Consider the following 18,850-nt stretch of genomic DNA (forward strand, 5'->3'; position numbering starts at 1 on the left):
GACTCAAGTCACAAAAGGTGTGGCCGATAAGGGGGTGAACCCCACACCCCCCTACGTCATGTCCCTGTCCAGCCAGTCCCATGCCGCGCCGCGCGCGGATATACGCACGCCGATCTCCCGAAGTCGTGCGCCCTCCGGCCTTTGGCAGTGGATACGCTCTTCGCTGGGCCACCAGATCGGTTTCACCCTCGGCGTCACGATGGTGCTGATGCTGTCCGGCCTGGCCCTGCTGGTCGGTCGCCACGCCGCCGACGCCGTGGAAGAACGTGCCCGCCACGACCTCGGCGCGGCCGCGCGGATCCTGCGCGACAACGTCGCCACCTACGAACAGAGCCTGACCGAAGCGACGAGCACACTCGGCGGCGCCCTGCAGACGGCGCTGGCGAGCGGCGCGGTGCGCGTCGAGCCGGCGAAGGACGATGGCCTGCCGACGCTGTGGCTCGACGACCGCAAGGTCGACGCCGGCTTCGCCGCGGTGGATCGCTTCACCCACGACACGGGTGCGGTCGTGACCATCTTCGTCCGCAGTGGCGATGAATTCACCCGCGTCGCCACGTCGGTGCGCAACGAGAAGGGCGAGCGCGTGGTCGGCACCAAGCTCGCGCACGAAAGCCCCGCCTATCCGCGCGTGCTGAAGAACGAGGCCTACACCGGCAAGACCCGGCTGTTCGGCCGCGACTACATGACCCACTACCGCCCGTTGCGCGACGACGCCGGACAACTGGTCGGCGTGCTGTTCGTCGGCAAGGAATACGGACAGGAACTGGCCGCGCTGAAGGAGAAGGTCGCGTCGATGCGGATCGGCGAACGCGGTCATTTCTTCGCGATCGACACCTCGCGCGAAGGCGAGGAGACCGTCGTCATGCATCCGGCGTCCGAAGGCGCGCCGGCGCGCGCGCTGTTCGACGAAGACGGCTTCCACGCACTCGCGGGCGCCATCGCCGCGAACGGCGGCACGGTCGAAGCCAATCTCGCCGCGAAGCAGGGCGACGCGGCGGAGCCGGCGCTGCTGGCGGTGGAAACCTTCCCCGCGTGGCACTGGGCCGTGGTCGCGGCCGAACCCCAGTCGCAGATCGTCGCGTCATCCCGCACGCTGACCGTGCTGATCGCGATCGCCTCGCTGGTGACGCTGCTGGTGATCCTCGTCGTGTCGTGGTTGAGCATCCGCCGCATCGTCATCCTGCCGCTGGGAGCGGCCGCACGCCTGGCCGACGACGTCGCCGGCGGCCGCATGGACGGCGTGCTGCCGCCCGAGCGCCACGATGAAGTCGGCGGGCTGCAGCGTTCGATGGCGCGCATGCGCGAGCAGGTGCAGGCGGTGATCGCCGCGCAGAGCGACATGGCCGCGCGCCACGAGGCCGGCGAGATCGGCCACCGCATGGACGACAGCGCTTTTCCGGGCCAGTACGGCCAGATGGTGCGCGACACCAACGCGCTCGTCGCCTCGCATATCGCGGTGAAGATGCGACTGGTCGAAGTGATGCAGCACTATGCCGATGGCGACCTGTCGATCGACATGGACCGCCTGCCCGGCGAGAAGGCCGTGCTCACGCGCACGATGGACGCGGTCAAGGCCAACCTGTCGGCGATCAACGACGAGATCAAGCGCCTGGCCACGGCCGCAGCGGCCGGCGATTTCAGCGTGCGTGGCGATGCGGCGCGCTTCCGCCACGATTTCCGCCTGATGCTCGACGGCCTCAACGCGATGATGGCGGTGAGCGACGACAATCTCTCGCGCGTGTCGACCCTGTTGCGCGCGATCGCGCGCGGCGACCTCACCCAGCGCATGGACGGCGAGTTTCACGGCGTGTTCGCGCGCATGCGCGACGACGCCAATGCGACCGTCGCGCAGCTCACCGCGATAGTGATGCGCATCCAGGAAGCGTCCGGCGCGATCAGCACCGCCGCGGCCGAGATCGCGTCGGGCAACGCCGACCTTTCGCAGCGCACCGAGCAGCAGGCCGCGAGCCTGGAGGAAACCGCCGCGTCGATGGAGGAACTCACCACCACCGTGCGCCAGAACGCGGACTCCGCGCGCCAGGCCAACCAGCTCGCGATCGATGCCGGGGCAGTCGCCGGGCAGGGCGGCGACGTGGTCGGCCAGGCGGTCGCGACGATGCGCGACATCGAGGCGGCATCGCAGCGCATCGCCGAGATCATCGGCGTGATCGATGGCATCGCCTTCCAGACCAACATCCTCGCGCTCAACGCGGCGGTCGAGGCCGCGCGCGCGGGCGAGAGCGGTCGCGGTTTCGCGGTGGTCGCCTCGGAAGTGCGCAGTCTCGCGCAGCGTTCCGCGCAGGCGGCCAAGGAGATCAAGGGTCTGATCGGGGATTCGGTGGCGAAGATCCACGACGGTTCGACGCTGGTGAACCGTGCGGGCGCGACGATGGGCGAGATCGTCGCTTCGGTGCGGCGCGTGACCGACATCATGGGCGACATCTCCGGCGCCTCGCAGGAACAGACCGCGGGCATCGAGCAGGTCAGCAACACCATCGCGCACATGGACGAGAGCACACAGCAGAACGCAGCGCTGGTGGAGGAAGCCGCGGCATCCGCGCACAGCATGGAAGAACAGGCGCAGGCGCTCGCCGACGCGGTGCGCCAGTTCGTCGTTTCGGCCGGGTCCCGTGGCGCGGCGAATGCCGACGCGCGCGGACGCATGGCGAACGTGGCCTGAGGGCACGCATCGCCGGCGCGCGCCTCCGGTTGGGGGATCGGGGCGCGCCCGCGATGCGGATTTTCGGCGAGGCAATAAAATGAAAAAGCCGCGCGATGCGCGGCTCTTTCATTTGCGACGGCGCGAAGCGGTCAGTCGAACGCCGACGCGTAACCGGTGTTGACGATCTTCTGCTGCAGCGCGTCGCAGACCTTGAGGTTACCGGCGACGAGCTGGCGACCCATCAGGCCGCGCGTGTCCATCGGTCCGGTGGTGCGGCCGCGGAAATCGCTGACCTTGCCGCCAGCCTCGCGCACCAGCAGCACGCCGGCGGCGATGTCCCACGGCTTCACGCCGGCCTCGAAGTACGCGTCGGCGCGACCGCAGGCGACATAGGCCAGGTCGAGCGCGGCCGAACCGGTGCGGCGGATGTCCTCCGCTTCCAGCAGCAGCGCGTCGACGCACTTGAGCTGGGCGCTGGCGCGTTCGCGCTCGCGCGGCGGGAAACCGGTGATGACCATCGCGCCGGCGAGATCCTTGCGGTCGGCGACGCGGATCTTGCGCTCGTTGAGCGTGGCGCCGCTGCCGCGGCTGGCGGTGAACAGGTCGTTGCGCAGCGGATCGAAGATCACGCCGTGCACCGGCTCGCCGTTCTCGACCAGCGCGATGGACACACAGAAGTGCGGGATGCCGTGCAGGTAGTTGCTGGTGCCGTCGAGCGGGTCGATCACCCAGGTGAACCGGCTGGAACCCGACGCACCGCTTTCCTCGCCGAGGATGGCGTAGTCCGGCGTGGAGCGGCGGAATTCCTTGATGATTTCCTTCTCGGCGAGGCCATCGACCTCGCTCGCGTAGTCCATCCGGTCCTTCTCGACCACGTTGAGCGCGTCGAGCTTGTTCATGTGGCGCAACAGGACGTTGCCGGCGGCGCGTGCGGCCTTGACCATGAGGGTGACGGCGGGTTTCTGCATGGGGCAAGGGCCTCGTTCGGGGGACGGGGGGATGGGCTGGCGGGGGTTAAAGAGCGCACCGGCGCTGTGGCCGGGGCGCGGAGTTTACCATTGCGCGCCATGAGTTCCGAATCCAATCACGACCCCATCGCCGCGGCCGCCCTGGCCGCCCGTATCCGCATCGTCCTGGTGGGCACCCAGCACCCGGGCAACATGGGCTCGGCCGCCCGCGCACTGAAGACAATGGGCCTGTCGCGGCTCGTCCTGGTCGCGCCGGAGAAGGCCCCCAATGCCGAATCCGACGCGCTGGCCGCCGGCGCCGACGACGTGCTGGCACAGGCCGCCACCTTCGACACCCTGGCCGACGCCGTGGCCGACTGCCGCCTGGTCCTGGGCTGCACCGCGCGCAGCCGGCGCGTCCAGCTGGAAGAACTGCTGCCCCGGGACGCCGCCGCCCGCGCCGTCGGCGAGGCCGCCGGCGGGGCCGAGGTCGCGCTGGTGTTCGGCCGCGAACGCACCGGCCTGAGCAACGACGAGCTGCAGCTGTGCCATGCCGCTGTCCACATCCCGGCCAATCCGGACTACAGCTCGCTCAACCTCGCCGCTGCCGTGCAGGTGCTGAGCTACGAGGTGCGCCTGGCCGTGCTCGAAGCCGGCCGCGAGGCCAACCCGGCCGAGGCCGCCGAACCGCGCGACCCGCCGGCCTCGCACGCCCAGATGGAAGGCTTCTTCGCCCAGCTGGCCGAAACCCTCGACGCGATCGACTTCCACAAGGGCCGGACGCCGGACTCGGCCATGCGCAAGCTGCGTCGGCTGTACCTGCGGGCCGGGCTGGACGAACGCGAGGTGCGGATCCTGCGCGGCATCCTCGCCGACGCCCAGCGCATGGCGATGCTGGCCGGGGGAAAGCGCTGATCTGCGGAACCATCGGCGGTTTGCCGTATCGGGCCGCCCGGCTTTTCGCTACGCTGCCCAGCGGCACTCAGACGGGTTGTCGTTCTTGATCGCAAGCCTGCGCCGTACCGCCCTGCTGCTCCTCTTTGCGCTGGCCTGCGCGACCGTGCCGCTTTCCGCGACGGCCGGTAACGCTTCCGGCGTGCTCGTGCTCGGGCGCATCAGCGACGATCCCAAGACCCACTACGAGCAGCTCAAGCCACTGCTCGATTACGTGGTGCCGCGCATGGCCGACGTCGGCATCCGCGAAGGGCGGATCCTGATGGCGAAGGACTCGCACCAGATGGCCAGCTACCTGCGCCACGGCCGGGTCGACTGGGTCACCGAGACCAGCGGCACCGCGATGCTGCTGCGTCGCAACGCCGGGGCGCGGCCGCTGCTGCTTACCGAGCGCGACGGCGTCAGCCACTACCACAGCCTGTTCTTCGCCCGCCGCGACAGCGGGCTGCGTTCGGTCGCCGACCTGGCCGGCCACAGCGTCGCGTTCCAGCGTCCGTCCTCGACCAGCGCCTACTTCGTGCCGGCCGCCGAGCTGCTGCACCGCGGCCTGTCGCTGGAGATCCTGCTCTCGCCGGAAGACGCCATCGACGGCGGTTCGGTCGGCTACCTGTTCGCGTGGTCGGAGCTCAACATCTCGACCTGGGTCCACAAGGGCCTGGCCGACGCCGGCGTGATGAGCAACCTCGACTGGAACAACCCCAGCCGCATGCCGCCGGCATTCCGCAACGACCTGCAGATCATCGGCGAGACCGGCGACTACCCGCGAGCGGTGGAGATGGTCCGTTCCAACCTCGATCCGCGCGTGGAGGCGCGACTGCGCGAGGTGCTGCTCGACGCCGCGGGCGATCCCGACGCGGGCGATGCGCTGCTGCGCTTCTTCAACACCACGCGTTTCATGCCGGTCGATCCCGATTCGCAGCGCGCCCTGGACCGCATCTCCGTCGGTGTCGAGCGGGTGAGGGCGGAGGTCGAATGAAGTTGCGCATGGGGCTGCAGGCCCGGTTCCTGATGCTGATGGCGGTCGCGCTGGTGGTGGTGCTCACCCTGGTCGCGCTGCTGCTCAATCGCCAGGAGCAGATGCGTCGCGAAGTCGAGGGCGTGAGTCGCCAGGCGATGCGCACCATCGTCGCGCAGAGCCTGCGCCGCCAGGGCGAGGGCGCGGTCACGCAGCTCGCCGCGGCGTTGACCAATCCGCTCTATTACAACGACCTCGACGCCATCGGCGCGCTCGCGCGTTCCACGCTGCGCACGCCCGCGGTGCGCTACGTCACCGTGTACGACGAAGCCGGTCGCGTGGTCCACGACGGCAGCGACGCGATCGTCCATTTCGGGCGCCGCATGGATGATCCGATGGCGAACGGCGTCATCGTCGCCAAGCGCCTGCACACGCAGATCTCCGGCGGCGTGATGGACGTGTCGATGCCGATCATGATCGGCCAGCAACGCATCGGCGGCGTGCGCATCGGCTACGACACGCAGGCGATGCGACGCGACCAGGACCAGGCCGTGGGTACGCTGCGCACGCGCCTGGACACGCTGGGCCAGCGCCACGTGATCTGGATCGGCCTGCTCGGCGCGGGTCTGCTGGTGTTCGGCGCGTTGTCGCTGTGGCTGATCCAGCGCCTGCTGGTGCGTCCGATCCGCCAGCTCGCCGACTCGGCGCAGGCGATCGAAGCGGGGCATTTCGACACGACCACGCCGATCGACGACCGCAACGACGAAGTCGGCGACCTGATGCGCGCGTTCGATCGCATGAGCCGGAGCCTGGCGCGCCACGATCGCGAGATCCGGCACATGGCCTACACCGACGCGCTGACCGGGCTGGCCAACCGCCTCGCGTTCCGCGAAGCGCTCGAATTCCGCCTGGGCCAGATCCACGGCGCCGGTCGCCAGCTCGCGTTGTTGTTCGCAGACATCGACGACTTCAAGCGCGTCAACGACACGCTCGGCCACGATGCGGGCGACGAAGTGCTGCTGCAATGCGCGCGCCGTATCGAGGACGCGGTGCAGCGCGTCGGCGGCGACGAGGCGTTGCTGGCGCGCTTCGGTGGCGATGAGTTCGTGATCCTGGTGCAGGGCAACGACGATCCGGCACAGGACGTGCGCAGTCTTGCCACGCGCCTGGCGGAAACGCTGGTGGTCGAGCTGGGCGCGCCGCTGATGGTGCAGGAGCGCCAGGTGTTCCTCGGCACGTCCATCGGCATCACGCTGTTCCCCGAGGACGCGGCCAGCGCGACCACGCTGATGAAGAACGGCGACATCGCGATGTACCAGGCGAAGGTCGCCGGCAAGAACTGCTTCCGTTTCTACAGTCGTGCGATGAACCAGGCGGTAGAGCGGCGCGTGCACCTGGAGCACGAACTGCGCGGCGCATGGGATCGCGGCGAACTGAGCCTGGTCTACCAGCCGATGTTCCGCCTGGTGGACGGCGCGATGATCGGCGCCGAAGCGCTGCTGCGCTGGCGCCATCCCGAACTGGGCTTCGTCGCGCCGTCCGTGTTCATCGACGTGGCCGAGCAGAGCGGCCTGATCGAAGTGCTCGGTCCGCAGGTGCTGCACGCGGCCTGCGCCGACGCGAAGCGATGGCAGGCGGCGCGCAACGACGATGAGCCGATGTTCGTCGCGGTCAACGTCTCGCCACGCCAGTTGCGCAGTGGTGACCTGCCGGAAGTCGTGTCCGCGACACTGCGCGAGACCGGGCTGGCCGCGAACCTGTTGCACCTGGAACTCACCGAGACCGCGGTGATCGGCGATGAACTCCACGCCAGCGCGCTGCTGTCGGAGCTTCGCGGCATGGGCGTGCGCGTGTGGCTGGACGACTTCGGCACCGGGTTCTCCGGCCTGAGCCACCTGCGCCGCGTACCGGTGGATGGCGTCAAGATCGACCGCAGCTTCGTCGCCGACGTGCTGCGCGATCCCGACGACCTGGCGCTCACCACCGCGATCATCGCGATGGCGCATTCGCTGGGCATCCTCGTCGTCGCCGAAGGCGTGGAGAAGGAAGGCCAGTACGCGATCCTGCGTGAACGCGGTTGCGATTTCGCCCAGGGCTACTGGCTGGGCCATCCGATGACCGCCGAGGAATTCCACGCGCTGCGCGTGTGAGCGCAGTGGCTCCCCCGCTTGCGACTTCTCTTTCCGGCCGTCATTCCCGCGAAGGCGGGAATCCATCCCTCCGCAGCGGCATGCCTTCCGCAGAGCGTGATGCCGGTGAGAGTTGGATCCCCGCCTTCGCGGGGATGACAGCAAACATCCAGCCCGGGGCTTGTTGACGCGGCGATCCCGGGTGCGCTGCGCTTACCCGGGCTACGCCGTCATGACCTGCGACGCACCATGCGCGGCCGCGCCGACGGTCTCCGCGACACGTGCGGATCGAGCGGTACGTGGAAACGCAGCGGCATGTCCGCTGCCTTGGTGATGCCGATGCGCACGGATACGTCAGGATCCATCGGCGGCGGCGTTCCGTCGTCCGCGAACCACAGCGGTCCTCGCGGATCGGTGATGTCGATACCGTTGTACGCACCGGTCACGCCCAGCGCCTGCGTTAGCCGCCCCGGCCCGCTCGCGAGCAGCCGCACGTCTTCCACGCCCCGCGCCTCGCGCATGCGCTCGATGCCCTGCAACGGTGCGAGCGCACGGATCAGCACGGCGTGGCCATCCTCGCCGCCGCACACCGCGTTCATCGCCCAGTGCATGCCGTAGATGAAATAGACGTACAGATGCCCGGGCGCGCCGAACATCACCTGCGTGCGCGGCGTGACGCCACGGAACGAATGCGCGGCCGGATCCTCGCCGCCACGGTAGGCCTCGACCTCGACGATGCGCCCGGCGCGTCCGTCGGCGGCGACGACGATCTTGTTCAGCAGCGTGGGCGCGACATCGCGCGAGTCGCGGGCGTAGAAATCCCGGGGCAGGGGCGTGAAGGTCATGCCGCATGCTACGCGGCGCGAGGCCCGACGGTCCGTGCGCGGCCGAACGGGGTGTCCGGGCGGCGAAGCGTGCGGTTCGGCCGACGAACCGTTGCCGGTCCGGGCCGCACTGGGGATAGGATCGGAGCCTACGCAAGGCGCCGCACCGCACTCATGGCCATCACCGCGACTCATCCGCTCGACCTCCCGCGCCAGCACCTGTTCTGGATACTGCACGCGGGCGGATGGCTGGGCTATTTCGGCCTGGGCTATCTCGCCGCGATCGCCTACGGCAAGCCGTCTGGCTACTGGGTCGTGCCGTTCACCGCCGCGTGCACGGGCTTCGTCGTCACGCTCGGCCTGCGCTACCTCTTGCGCGCGTGCTGGGGCCTGCCGCCGCGCACGCTGCTGATGACGATGATCGTGCCGATCCTCGCCAGCTCGGCGGTGATGGACCTGACCACGCGCACGATGCTGGTGCGCTTCTGCGACACCTGCGCGCCGACCAGCCGCGTGGCGTACATCGCCTATTCGCTGACCTACATCTACGTCGTGCTGGCATGGGTCGGCCTGTACATGGGCGTCAAGTATTACCGCCAGCTGCAGGACGAAACGCAACGCGCGCTGGCCGCGCGCAACATGGCGCACCAGGCGCAGCTGAAGATGCTGCGCTACCAGCTCAATCCGCATTTCCTGTTCAACACGCTCAACGCGATCTCCACGCTGATCCTCGATCGCGACAACGCCACCGCCAACCGCATGGTGCAGGGCCTGTCGTCGTTCCTGCGGCACTCGCTCGACAACGACCCGATGCAGCGCGTCACCCTGCGCCAGGAGCTCGACGCGCTGACGCTGTACCTGGACATCGAGAAGATCCGCTTCGCCGAGCGTTTGCGCATCGAGACCGACATCGACGAGGACTGCTGGCGCGCGCTGCTGCCGAGCCTGCTGCTGCAGCCGCTGGTGGAGAACGCGATCAAGTACGCCGTGGCCAAGCAGATCAGCGGCGGCACGTTGCGCATCGAAGCGAAGCGCGAAGGCGACCAGCTGGTCCTGCGCGTGATGGACGACGGCCCCGGATGCCAGAGCCTGGAGGGCAGCCAGCTTCCGCCCGGCAAGGGCGTCGGCCTGCGCAACACGCGCGAACGCATCAACGTGCTGTACGGCGACGCCGGCAGCTTCTCCGTGCGCAATCGCGAGCGCGGCATCGAAGTCACGCTGCGCCTGCCATTCGAGAACAAGCAGCTGGGCGGGGATTGAACATGGACCGTGCCGTCGAACGCGATCACCACCTCGACACGCACGTCCGCCTGCGCGCGCTCATCGTCGACGACGAACCGCTGGCGCGCCGCGGGCTCGAAATCCGCCTGGAAGCTCATCCGGACGTGGAGATCGTCGGCGAATACGGCGACGGCGCATCGGCGATCGAAGCGCTGCGAGAGCATCGTCCGGACCTGGTGTTCCTCGACGTGCAGATGCCGGGCATGGACGGCTTCCAGACGCTGCGCAGCATTCCCGCCGCGGAGATGCCGCTGGTGGTGTTCGTCACCGCCTACGACCATTACGCGATCCGCGCGTTCGAAGCCTCGGCCACCGACTACCTGCTCAAGCCGGTCGAAGAAGCACGGCTGGCGCAGGCGCTGGCACGCGTGCGTGCGGCGCGCTCGCAGCGGCAGGCGAGCGACCATCGCGCGCACCTGCTTGGACTGCTGGGCGAACTGAGCGGACGTCCGCTGCTCGATCTGGACGAAGCGCTGAAGCCCGATGCGCTGGAACAGTTGCGGCGCGAGGACAAGCTTGCGGTGCGCGATGGCGGCCGCACGGTACGCGTGGACCTGGGCCACATCCGCTGGATCGACGCCGCCGGCGACTACATGTGCATCCACGTCGACGGCGAGAACGAGCAGGGTGAGACGCTGGTGCTGCGCGCGACGATGCGCGACCTCGAGAAGCAGCTGGATCCACAGCGCTTCCCGCGCATCCACCGCTCCACGATCGTGAATGCGCGGCGCGTGGTGGAAATGCGCCCCCATACGAACGGCGAGGGCTTCCTGCGGCTGGATTGTGGGCAGGAACTCAAACTCTCGCGGACTCATCGCGACAAGCTGGCGCTGCTGATCTGACGCGCGCGCCGTGCGCGCCCTCTCCCGTCATGCTGTGTATGCCGACCTCTCCCGCGAGGGGAGAGGTGGGGCCTTTCCTTCTCCCCCTGAGGGAGAAGGTGGCGCGCAGCGCCGAAGAGGGGTGGCGCGAAGCGCTACCTGATGCACGCGCTACGCGCGCCCCCTCTCCCGTCATGCTGCGCATGCCGACCTCTCCCGCGAGGGGCGAGGTGGGAATTTGGCTCTCCCTTTCTAGGACGCGGCAGATTTGAGCTCGCGCAATACGCACTCCGGCCACGGCGGTACGTTCGCCGTGGATACCCACCGATAGGAGTGCGCATGTTTCCGGAATTTCGCGATCTGATCACCGAACTGAAGGTCAGGGATTCGCATTTCGTCCGATTGTTCCACCGCCACAACGAGCTCGACCAGCAGATCAAGAACATGGAGTCTGGCATCGAGCCCGCGGGCGATATGGTCATCGAGCACATGAAGAAGGAAAAGCTGCAGCTCAAGGACCAGCTGTACGCCATCCTCCTTCGTGAGTCGGCTGCCTGACCGAGGGCTCTTCCTTCTCCCCCTTGCGGCGACCGAAGGGAGTGCAGGGCTGAGAAGGTGCCCGAAGGGCGGAAGAGGGGCGCGCGAAGCGCGCTGGCCGCATCCTCTGTGCGCTGCGCGCCACCCCTCTTCCGGCGCTGCGCGCCACCTTCCCCCGCAAGGGGAGAGGGGAAAACCAGCGAAGTCCCCGCATAGGCCATAAGTTGGGTCGGATTTCGCGTTTCGTTGCATTGAAGAAACGCCTCGTCACCGCTTGCCACGCTTCGCCGCGATCAGCACTCCACTGATCGCAACCGCACGCGCCGCGTGACTTCCGGGCCATCTTGGCAAAGCGCTACGAGCGCATCGTGCGCCGGCACTGGTCCCCCCCCGAGCCGCACGATGAAACTCACCGAAGCATCACTGCGCAATCCCGCGGCCGTCGCCGTCGCCGTCGTGATGGTATGCGCGTTCGGGCTGATGAGTCTGCTCGACCTCCCGTTGCAGCTGTTCCCGGACATCGAACGCCCGCAGATGTCGATCCAGACCGGCTGGCGCGCCGCGTCGCCGCAGGAAATGGAATCGGAGATCGTCGAGCCGATCGAGGCGGTGATGCAGGGCTTGCCGGGCCTGGAGGAAATCGAGTCCAACATCAACGCCGGCAACAGCTTCATCAACCTCACCTTCGCCGTCGGCAGCGACATGGACGCGATGCTGGTCGAGGTGCTGTCGCGCATGAACCGGCTGCAGCCGCTGCCGCGCGACGCGAATCCGCCGGTCGTCCAGGCCGGCGCCGACAACGCCAACAATTCGCTCACGTACTTCTTCGTGCAGAAGTTGCCGGGCACCGACGGCGACATCCTCGACTACCGGCAGATGATCGAGGACCGCATCGTGCCGCGCCTGTCGGCGGTGGAAGGCGTGGCGGGCGTGGAGATCAACGGGGGCGCGCCGGAAGAGCTCACCATCACGCTGAACCTGGAGCGCGCGGCCGCGCTCGGCATCCAGATTCCGCAGGTCGCCGATGTCGCCGCGCGTGCGACCGATGTCTCCGGCGGCGTGGTCGAGGCCGGTCGTCGCGAATATGTTCTGAGGTTCGCCGGGCGCTATTCCCCCGAAGCGCTCGGCAACCTCATCCTCGCCTGGCGCGACGGTCGCCCAGTGCGGCTGGGCGATGTCGCGACGGTGGAAGTGAAGCGTCCCGAGCAGCGCTTCTTCGCCTACCAGAACGGCAATCCCGCGATCGGCCTGCGCATCCTTCGCGAGAGCGGCGCGAACGTGCTCGACACGCTCGACCAGGTGAAGGCCGTGGTCGAGGAAATCCGCGAGAAGGAGCTGAAGCCACAGGGCCTCGACATCCGACAGAGCTTCGACGCGTCGGTGTTCATCAATCGCGCGATCGGCCTGCTGTCGGGAAGTCTCGGCGCGGGCGTGCTGCTCGCGGTCGGCTGTCTGTGGTGGTTCCTGCGCGACGTGCGTGCGACCGCGCTGATCGCCTGCGCAATCCCTATCTCGCTGCTTGCGACCTTCATCGTGCTGCAGCTCACCGGGCGCAGCCTCAACGTGATCTCGCTCGCCGGTCTCGCGTTCGCCGTAGGCATGGTGATGGACGCGGCCGTGGTCGTGGCCGAGAACATCGTGCGCCTGCGCGAGGAAGGCATGCCATCGACGCAGGCCGCGCTGGAGGGTTCTCGCCAGGTTGGCGGCGCGCTGGTCGCTTCCACGCTGACCACGATCGCAGTGTTCCTGCCGGTGATCTTCATGGACGACGTCGAGGGACAGCTGTTCGCGGACCTCGCGCTGACCATCTCCATCGCGGTCGGCATCTCTTTGCTGATCGCCGTGACCGTGCTGCCAGCAGCGGCGGGCTCGTGGCTGCGCGAACGCGCCGGCGATCGCGAAACGCACCGCTTCTGGAACGGTGTCAGCGATTGGGCGATGCGCGTCACCACTGGGCGGCGCAACCAGCTCGCGTGGGTCGGTGCGCTGGTCGTCGCGCCGATCCTGCTCACGCTGGTGTTGATGCCGAAGATCGATTACCTGCCGCCGGTGAAGCGTGCCGCGGTGGACGCGATCTTCAACTTCCCACCGGGCATGAGCCCGGAGCGCGTGAACCGCGAGATCGCGCCGACGCTGCTGGCGCGCATGCGCCCATACATGGATGGCGAGAAGGGGCCGCAGCTGAGCAACTGGTACCTCAACCTGTGGCCGGGCGGCGGCACCATCGGTGCGCGCGTGGTCGATCCGGACGACATCGGCGAGCTTGAGCGCATCGTCCGCGACGAGGTCGTGGTCGGCTTCCCCGATACGCGCGCGTTCGCCAGCGAAGGCGAGCTGTTCGGCAGCTTCGGCGGTTCGGCGCGTGCCATCGCGATCCATCTGCAGCACGCCGACGGCGATGCGCTCACGCGCGCGGCGGAAAGCGGCCGTAAACTGCTGAGCGAGCGTTTCGCCGGCGCGAACGTGCAGGCGTGGCCGAACGCCGACGCCGGCACGCCGGAGCTGCGCATCAATCCCGACGATCGCCGCCTGGCCGAAGTGGGCTGGCGTCGTCCGGACCTCGGCACCGTCGTTCGCGCGCTCGGCGACGGGCAGTGGCTGGGCGAGCACTTCGACGGCGATCGTCGCCTCGCGATCATCCTGCGCAGCGACCGCGAGGACGACGTGGAGCGCCTCGGCGCCGCGCCGTTGGCAACGCCACAGGGTGGGGTGCTGAGCCTGCAGGAACTGGCGCAGGTCGACACCGTGCTCGCACCGAACCAGGTGCGTCGCGTCGATCGACGCCGCACCGTGACCCTCACCGTCGATCCGCCGGCCGCGATGTCGCTGGAGGAAGCGCTGGGCATCGTCGAGGGCGACATCGTGCCGGTGCTGCGCGAGGCATTGCCGGAAGATGCGGCGATCCGTGTGTCGGGCAGCGCCGATCGGCTCGGGGAAGTGGTGCGCAGCATGGGCACGAACTTCCTGATGGCGCTGGTGGTGTTGTTCCTGCTGATGGCGGCGATGTTCCGCTCGCTGCGCGACAGCGCGTACGTGATGGCGACGTTGCCGATGGCGGTGCTCGGCGGCGTGATCGGCCTGCGTGTGCTCGACCTCATCGCGGGCCAGACGCTCGACCTGCTGTCGATGATCGGCTTCATCATGCTGCTGGGCATGGTGATCAACAACGCGATCCTGCTGGTCGCTCAGGCGCGTGAAGCGCAGGCCGAAGGCGCGAGCCTCGAGGACGCGCTGAAGCAGGCGCTCGACCAGCGACTGCGTCCGATCCTGATCGCCGCACTGACCGGCGTGCTCGGCGCATTGCCGATGGCGATCAATCCCGGCCCCGGTGCGGTCATCTATCGCGGCCTCGCGGCCGTGTCGGTCGGTGGTGTCGCGCTCAGCCTGGTGTTCACCGTCGTGGTCGTGCCCGCACTGCTGCGCCTGTTCGATGGACGCCGCGCGCCGGCGCCGATGCCCGTCGCCGCGCAACTGCAGCCGGCTTCCTGATTACGCACTCCCTCCCCCGGAGAAACGTCATGCGCACCCTGCACAAGAGTCTGATCGCCGCCGGCCTCGCTGCCGTGCTGATCGTTCCGTTGTTCCATTGGGACGTCGATGCCAGCGCGCCGGACGCGAAGCCCGAAGCGCCCCCCGCGGTGGTAGGCGTCGCGCCCGCGGTGACCACCGAACTGGCACCGCGCCACTGGGCACCCGGCAGCGTGATCAGCCGCCAGGACGCGCGCGTGGCGAGCGAGCAGGACGGCCGCATCGTGCGCGTGGCCGAAGTGGGCCAGCGCGTGCGTGCAGGCGAAGCGCTCGCCGTGCTCGACGACACCGCGCTGAAGCTGCGTGAGCAGGAAGGGCAGGCGGACCTCGCGCGCATCCAGGCGCAGCTCGACATGGCGACGCGCCAGGAGCAGCGCTACGCGCAACTCGCCGCGCAGCAGAACATCGCGCGCGCGCAGCACGAGCAGCTGCAGGCCGATCGCGACATGCTGGTGCAGGAACGCGCCCGCGCGCAGGCGCTGCTCGCGCAGACGCGCCACCAGCGCACGCAGATGGTGGTGCGCGCGCCGTTCGACGGTGTCGTCGCGGAGCGTTCGGTGCAGTTGGGCGAGTACGTCACCACCGGCGATGCGGTCGCGCGGCTGGTCGATACGGCCTCGCAGGAAGTGCGCGTGCGCGCGCCGGTCGATCTGGCCGAACACCTCGCCGTCGGCATGTCCGTGGTGGTGCGCGTGGGCAAGTCGGAACGAACACATCCCGTCAGCGCACTAGTCCCGGTCGGCGACGAAGCCTCGCGCCAGCTCGAACTGCGCATCGCGATGGACGCCAGCGAGCTGCCCGTGGGCAGCGCGGTCGACGTCGGCATGCCGAGCGCACGCAAGCGCGCCGTGGTCGCGGTCCCGCGCGATGCGGTGATCCTGCGTCGCGAGGGCGATTTCGTGCTGCGCGTGGCGGCCGACAACAAGGCCGAGCGCCTGCCCGTGAAGACGGGCACCGAAGTCGAAGGCATGGTCGAGGTGCAAGGCGCGGTGAAGCCGGGCGATCGTCTGATCGTTCGAGGCGGCGAGCGCATCGAACCGGGCCAGTCGGTGGAGATCAGGCAGGACCTGGCGACGGCGACCGCATCTTTGTCGCGACGCTGAGTCAGCGGCGCTCGGCGGCTTCCGGGGCGCGCCAGGGCCCGTCGATCCACGCGTCCGTGTCGCGCAGATGCGCGATGGTCTCGGCCAGCGGCGCGGGCCGGTGGATGCCGTAGCCCTGCACCTGGTCGCAGCGATGGCGGCGCAGCCATTCGAACTGCTCCTGCGTCTCCACGCCTTCACCGATCACCTTCAGGCCCAGGCCGTGGCCCAGCGCGAGCAGCGCCTCGCAGATCGACGCATTGCGCTCGTCGCGGTGCACGTCGCGCACGAACGAACGGTCGATCTTGATCGCGTCCAGCGGCAACTGCTTGAGGTACGACATGCTCGAGTAGCCGGTGCCGAAATCGTCCAGCGAGATGCACACGCCCTGGCGCTGCAGCGTGCGCAGCGTTTCCAGCGCCTGTTCGGGCCGTGTCATCAACACGCTTTCGGTGAGTTCGATGTGCAGCGCACCGCGTTGCAGCCCGAACTCCTGCAACACGTGTTCGATGTCGTGCGCGACGTCGCCGTCTAGGAACTGCATCAGCGAGACGTTGACCGCGACCGAGAGATGGCCGAGCCCGGAATCGGCCAGCGTGCGTTGCGCGGCCGCCGCTTCGCGCAGGGTCCAGCGACCCAGCGGCACGATCAGCCCGGTGTCCTCGCACAGGCCGATGAACTCCGACGGCGGCACGAAACCGCCGTCGTGCTGTGGCCAGCGGATCAGCGTTTCCAGCCCGACCGCGGCGCCCTTCGCGACGTCCCACACGATCTGGTAGTGCAGTTCGAACTCTTCCATGTCGATCGCACGGTGCACGCGGCCGGCCAGCAGCAGGCGGTCGCTCGCATGCCGTGCCATTCCGGGTTCGAACACCACCACCGCGCGACGCTCGGTGCGTGCGACATGCGCCGCGAGGCCAGCGTTGGCGATGGCCTGCGCGCTGCCGTTTTCGCCCGCGCGCAGATCGCACACGCCGATCCACGATTCCAGACGATGCAGCGTGTCTTCGCCGGGGATCGGTCGCGCCAGCTCCTGCTGCAGAAGATCCAGCGCACTGTCCCATTCGCCGGCGGGACATACGACCAAAGCGAACTCGTCGGCGCGAACGTGACCAGAGGCACCGTAACGCTCGCCGAGGCGCGCGATCCGCGTCGCCATCGCGCGCAGCGTCTCGTGCCCGGCTTCGCGGCCAAGACTGTCTTCGATCAGTTCCAGCCCGCGCAACTGGATGCAGGCGACGCGGCAGTCGCCCGGTGGCATCGCGTCGACGCGCTGCGCGAGCGCATCCGCGTTGGGCAGGCCGCTGGTCATGTCGTGGCTGGCACGATAGGCCAGTTCGCGCTGCTGGCCCATGCGCTCGGTGACGTTCTCGGCCAACACGAGCCGGCACTCGCGACCCTGCAGGTCGATGCTGATCGCATGCACGCGCACTTCCAGCAGGCGCCCGTCCTTGCGCCGGTGGATCCACACGCGAATCTGTTCCTGCTGGCCCAGTTCGTGCCCGACGAGATCCTCCAGCACCGAATCGCGGTGTTCCGGCGGGCGGATGTCGAGGATGGTCATCGCGAGGAACTCCTCGCGCGTGTAGCCGTACTGCGCGCACGCCGCCTCGTTCACTTCGACGAAACGCAGCGTCGCGACGTCGAAGACCCAGAACGGCAACGGGTTGCGTTCGAACAGCAGTCGATAGCGCAGCTCGGTCGCTTCCAGCCGTTGCTGGGCATCCATGCGGTCGGTGATGTCGAGCACGGTGCCGGCCATCTCCGCCGTGCCTTCCGGGCCGGAGATCGCCGCCCCGCGCGTCGTGATCCAGCGCATCCTGCCGTCCGGGCTGACGAGTCGATGGTCGATCGAATACGGCTCGCCGCTGCGCCACGCCTCGGCGAACTGCGCCATCACGCGTTCGCGGTCGTCCGGATGCACGAGCGCGTAGAACTCCTCGACCGTGCCCGCGACGTCCACTCGGTCGAGTCCGAGCAGGTCGGAGACGCGATCCGACCAGTGGATCGTGCCGCTGCGGTTGGCGGTCCAGGAGCCGGTGCGTCCGAGTTCCTGTGCGCGGCGAAGGCCGTCCGCGGTTTCGGTCAATCGCGCCACCAGCGCGGCATTGTGATGCGCATTGCGATGCAGGACGCGCACGAGGTAGGCAAGGCCGATGCCGAATAGCGCGTACAGCCCCAGGCCCGCGATGACCAGTCGCCACCACGGCGCGAGCACCGCCGCGCGCGAGCTGCCGACGCTCACGACGATGGGATAGTCCGGCGCGGTGCCGCTCGTGGTCATGCGCGTCACGCCATCGTGGAGGTCGGTGACGCGATGATTGGCCGATTGCGTGGCGGTCGGCGTGGGCTGCGCGCCGCGCTGCCCGGTGTGCGCGACGCCCCGGCTGTCGGCGAGGATGTGGCCGTCGTCCTGCGTGAGCTGGATCAGGCGCGTGCGGCCGGTATCGAGGTCGTCGATCAGACCTTGCAGTTCGCCGGTGTGCAGGCGCGCCAGGATCCAGCGTCCATCGCGCATCGGCGTGGCGAGCGGCAGCAGCCAGTGGCCCGCACGCCGTTCCAGTGGTCCCAGCACCATCGCCTGTCCCGACTGCGGCGTGCGCATGTCGGGCCAGCGACGCAGGTTCGCATCGCCGCGGCCGGGCGTTAGTGCGCGGCCATCGGCGTCGGTGAGGACGATGCTCTCCAGTTCGTGCTGGCGTTGCGCGACGCCGGCGATCGACTGCGCGGTCAGGCGCACGGCGCGCTCGGGCGCTTCCTCCGACAGCCGTTGCGCATCGTCGGCGATGCCGCGCATGGCACGTTCGAGGTTGCGCAGTTCCAGCCACACCAGCCGCTTGGCGCCCGCGGTCAACGCGAGGTTCTGCTGCTCGGCGGCGGCCAGCCGGTTGCGGTGGTCGGCGAAGGCGACATAGAGCAGGGCGATCGCCAGGACCGCGCCGAGCACCAGGCCGAAGGACAGCACCGCCCCCGCCGTTTGCGATCGGACGACAGCTTCGCGGGGACCCTCGTGCGCGGGCATCGGCTCGGGAATGATGGAGAAAGTCCTATTCGGTCGGCTCGTCCGTGACAGCACCGTGAGCGCCGCGTCAAAGCGTTCGGCGCGCGGTACCGGCCTTCACGTTATCGG

Annotated in this window: 12 protein-coding genes; 9 read left to right on the forward strand and 3 right to left on the reverse strand. The window is 68.7% G+C overall.

Annotation, left to right across the window (positions count from 1 at the left end; genetic code table 11):
• The first annotated feature begins 58 nt into the window (after window positions 1-58).
• The gene (locus tag FOF45_RS18480; RefSeq protein ID WP_158985136.1) at window positions 59-2,680 is read left to right on the forward strand and encodes a Cache 3/Cache 2 fusion domain-containing protein; all 2,622 of its coding nucleotides are present in this window, start codon (window positions 59-61) and stop codon (window positions 2,678-2,680) included.
• A 131-nt stretch (window positions 2,681-2,811) separates the two neighbouring features.
• On the opposite strand, the gene FOF45_RS11925 is transcribed toward FOF45_RS18480, so the two are convergent.
• Window positions 2,812-3,630 (reverse strand): inositol monophosphatase family protein, encoded by an 819-nt coding sequence (locus FOF45_RS11925; RefSeq protein WP_158985138.1) that lies wholly within the window; start codon window positions 3,628-3,630, stop codon window positions 2,812-2,814.
• Window positions 3,631-3,729: 99 nt separating this feature from the next.
• Here FOF45_RS11925 and FOF45_RS11930 point away from each other — a divergent pair, with 99 nt between their 5' ends.
• From FOF45_RS11930 to FOF45_RS11940, 3 genes are all read left to right on the forward strand, one after another.
• Window positions 3,730-4,524, forward strand: coding sequence for an RNA methyltransferase (locus tag FOF45_RS11930; RefSeq protein WP_158985140.1), 795 nt, complete (start codon window positions 3,730-3,732; stop codon window positions 4,522-4,524).
• A gap of 88 nt (window positions 4,525-4,612) precedes the next feature.
• Window positions 4,613-5,539: a phosphate/phosphite/phosphonate ABC transporter substrate-binding protein gene (locus FOF45_RS11935; RefSeq protein WP_158987475.1), complete on the forward strand. Its 927-nt coding sequence runs from the start codon at window positions 4,613-4,615 to the stop codon at window positions 5,537-5,539.
• On the forward strand, window positions 5,536-7,668 hold the full coding sequence (locus FOF45_RS11940; protein WP_158985142.1) for a putative bifunctional diguanylate cyclase/phosphodiesterase: 2,133 nt from the start codon (window positions 5,536-5,538) through the stop codon (window positions 7,666-7,668). The genes FOF45_RS11935 and FOF45_RS11940 overlap by 4 nt, the downstream gene beginning before the upstream one ends.
• Before the next feature lie 209 nt (window positions 7,669-7,877).
• On the opposite strand, the gene FOF45_RS11945 is transcribed toward FOF45_RS11940, so the two are convergent.
• On the reverse strand, window positions 7,878-8,492 hold the full coding sequence (locus FOF45_RS11945; protein WP_158985144.1) for a DNA-3-methyladenine glycosylase: 615 nt from the start codon (window positions 8,490-8,492) through the stop codon (window positions 7,878-7,880).
• Window positions 8,493-8,645: 153 nt separating this feature from the next.
• Between FOF45_RS11945 and FOF45_RS11950 the strand changes: the two genes are divergently transcribed.
• From FOF45_RS11950 to FOF45_RS11970, 5 genes are all read left to right on the forward strand, one after another.
• Window positions 8,646-9,731 carry a sensor histidine kinase gene (locus FOF45_RS11950; RefSeq protein WP_158985146.1) on the forward strand — a complete coding sequence of 362 codons (1,086 nt, stop codon included), beginning with the start codon at window positions 8,646-8,648 and terminating at the stop codon, window positions 9,729-9,731.
• A gap of 2 nt (window positions 9,732-9,733) precedes the next feature.
• Window positions 9,734-10,594: a LytR/AlgR family response regulator transcription factor gene (locus FOF45_RS11955; RefSeq protein WP_158985148.1), complete on the forward strand. Its 861-nt coding sequence runs from the start codon at window positions 9,734-9,736 to the stop codon at window positions 10,592-10,594.
• 318 nt (window positions 10,595-10,912) lie between these two features.
• A complete protein-coding gene (locus FOF45_RS11960) occupies window positions 10,913-11,131 on the forward strand; it encodes an HP1242/YdcH family protein (protein WP_158985150.1) in 219 nt (72 codons plus the stop codon).
• 381 nt (window positions 11,132-11,512) lie between these two features.
• Window positions 11,513-14,599 (forward strand): efflux RND transporter permease subunit, encoded by a 3,087-nt coding sequence (locus FOF45_RS11965; RefSeq protein WP_158985152.1) that lies wholly within the window; start codon window positions 11,513-11,515, stop codon window positions 14,597-14,599.
• 29 nt (window positions 14,600-14,628) lie between these two features.
• Complete coding sequence (locus FOF45_RS11970; protein WP_158985154.1) at window positions 14,629-15,741, forward strand: efflux RND transporter periplasmic adaptor subunit; 1,113 nt, start codon at window positions 14,629-14,631, stop codon at window positions 15,739-15,741.
• A gap of 1 nt (window position 15,742) precedes the next feature.
• On the opposite strand, the gene FOF45_RS11975 is transcribed toward FOF45_RS11970, so the two are convergent.
• Entirely contained in the window at window positions 15,743-18,685 is a 2,943-nt protein-coding gene (locus tag FOF45_RS11975) for a bifunctional diguanylate cyclase/phosphodiesterase (protein ID WP_158985156.1), read from the reverse strand.
• Window positions 18,686-18,850 lie beyond the last annotated feature (165 nt).

This window comes from Lysobacter panacisoli (assembly GCF_009765165.1).
GTDB lineage: Bacteria > Pseudomonadota > Gammaproteobacteria > Xanthomonadales > Xanthomonadaceae > Lysobacter_J > Lysobacter_J panacisoli.

Bases quoted from the DNA above. Each gene is read 5' to 3' on its own strand.
- FOF45_RS18480 (WP_158985136.1), top strand. From the start codon at position 59: ATGTCCCTGTCCAGCCAGTCCCATGCCGCGCCGCGCGCGGATATACGC.
- FOF45_RS11960 (WP_158985150.1), top strand. From the start codon at position 10,913: ATGTTTCCGGAATTTCGCGATCTGATCACCGAACTGAAGGTCAGGGAT.
- FOF45_RS11925 (WP_158985138.1), bottom strand. From the start codon at position 3,630: ATGCAGAAACCCGCCGTCACCCTCATGGTCAAGGCCGCACGCGCCGCC.
- FOF45_RS11950 (WP_158985146.1), top strand. From the start codon at position 8,646: ATGGCCATCACCGCGACTCATCCGCTCGACCTCCCGCGCCAGCACCTG.
- FOF45_RS11955 (WP_158985148.1), top strand. From the start codon at position 9,734: ATGGACCGTGCCGTCGAACGCGATCACCACCTCGACACGCACGTCCGC.
- FOF45_RS11945 (WP_158985144.1), bottom strand. From the start codon at position 8,492: ATGACCTTCACGCCCCTGCCCCGGGATTTCTACGCCCGCGACTCGCGC.
- FOF45_RS11930 (WP_158985140.1), top strand. From the start codon at position 3,730: ATGAGTTCCGAATCCAATCACGACCCCATCGCCGCGGCCGCCCTGGCC.
- FOF45_RS11965 (WP_158985152.1), top strand. From the start codon at position 11,513: ATGAAACTCACCGAAGCATCACTGCGCAATCCCGCGGCCGTCGCCGTC.
- FOF45_RS11940 (WP_158985142.1), top strand. From the start codon at position 5,536: ATGAAGTTGCGCATGGGGCTGCAGGCCCGGTTCCTGATGCTGATGGCG.
- FOF45_RS11970 (WP_158985154.1), top strand. From the start codon at position 14,629: ATGCGCACCCTGCACAAGAGTCTGATCGCCGCCGGCCTCGCTGCCGTG.